The following is a 1,243-nucleotide window of genomic DNA, read 5'->3' on the forward strand; positions in this document are numbered from 1 at the left end:
CAAAGCATTCAAGAGGGATTCACAACGCTTGGCAGTTTTGGTTTGAATCAGCTTTAGTGTTTACGGCACAATGGCTTAGGTTAGGTGGCGGCGTTGTTCACCTCTTAATGCGGCGTTAGATTTACTAAAGCACAACAGAGTGATACTGTGATGATGTGATATCTAGGAGTGTTTATGTCAATTATATCTATTGGTTACAGCCGCAGAAGCATCCAAGAGTTTACTGACGCATTAGTCAACAATGGCGTTAGGTATTTGATAGATGTTAGAACTAAGCCGTTTTCTAAATACCACCCTGATTTTAACAGAGAATCACTACAGGCAATATTGAGAGATGCTGGTATCAAGTACGTTTTTATGGGGGACACTGTTGGTGGTCTCCCAAGCGATCCTCAATGCTATACCGACGGTAAAGTCGATTATCGCAAAACAGCAAATAGCGATGCTTTTATAAACGGTTTGGAAAGGCTGATCAAAGCAAACAGTTTAGACGTTAATGTTTCGATTATGTGTGCAGAAATGAAGCCTGAACAGTGCCATCGCTCAAAGTTGATTGGAGAGGAGCTCTTTAAGAAAGGTATAATAGTCAGCCATTTAGATGAAAGTAACGTTATTAGGACTCAAAAAGAGATAATAGATAGAATTACAAAAGGTCAATACTCAATGTTTGACGATGAGTTCACGTCAGTTAAAAAATATAGGTGATCAATGAAAGTATTTACTATCGGTGCTTATGGGAAAAGTGAGAGTGAGTTTTTTAACTTGATAACACAAAATGGTATCACTTGCTTTTTTGATGTAAGGCAACGTCGAGGCGTTAGAGGTTCAAAATATAAATTTGTTAATAGTAAATACTTGCAAAGCAAGTTGACCGAACTTGACGTAAAGTACTGTCATATAAAAGAATTAGCACCAACTACCGAAATAAGACAGATTCAAAAAGAGCAAGATTACTTTTCTAATACTACGAAGCGCGAGCGGCAGTTATTAAGTGATGCATTCTGCTGTTTGTATGATCAAGAAATATTGGAAAACCACCAGTTCGAAATGGAAATTTCTGCGATTAATAATGGAGAGTCAATTGTGTTTTTCTGTGTTGAAGAAGAACATTTGGCGTGTCATCGGAGCTTGGTAACAGAAAAACTAAAAACAATAAACTCTTCACTGGAGATCGTCCATTTATGAACAAGGTTGTAATCACATCAAAAACTCGAATGTCGCAAGGTTATTGTGTCGGTGGGTA

2 protein-coding genes are annotated in these 1,243 nt (G+C 37.7%); both read left to right on the forward strand.

Features of this window, described 5'->3' with window-relative positions; genetic code table 11:
- Positions 1-174: 174 nt before the first annotated feature.
- Positions 175-705 (forward strand): DUF488 family protein, encoded by a 531-nt coding sequence (locus IQR33_RS02780; protein ID WP_182039465.1) that lies wholly within the window; start codon positions 175-177, stop codon positions 703-705.
- A 3-nt stretch (positions 706-708) separates the two neighbouring features.
- A complete protein-coding gene (locus IQR33_RS02785) occupies positions 709-1,185 on the forward strand; it encodes a DUF488 domain-containing protein (protein ID WP_182039464.1) in 477 nt (158 codons plus the stop codon).
- The last annotated feature ends 58 nt before the right edge of the window (positions 1,186-1,243 follow it).

Origin of the sequence: Vibrio sp. OPT46 (assembly GCF_015163535.1) — a bacterium.
GTDB lineage: Bacteria > Pseudomonadota > Gammaproteobacteria > Enterobacterales > Vibrionaceae > Vibrio > Vibrio alginolyticus.

Bases quoted from the DNA above. Each gene is read 5' to 3' on its own strand.
- IQR33_RS02780 (WP_182039465.1), top strand. From the start codon at position 175: ATGTCAATTATATCTATTGGTTACAGCCGCAGAAGCATCCAAGAGTTT.
- IQR33_RS02785 (WP_182039464.1), top strand. From the start codon at position 709: ATGAAAGTATTTACTATCGGTGCTTATGGGAAAAGTGAGAGTGAGTTT.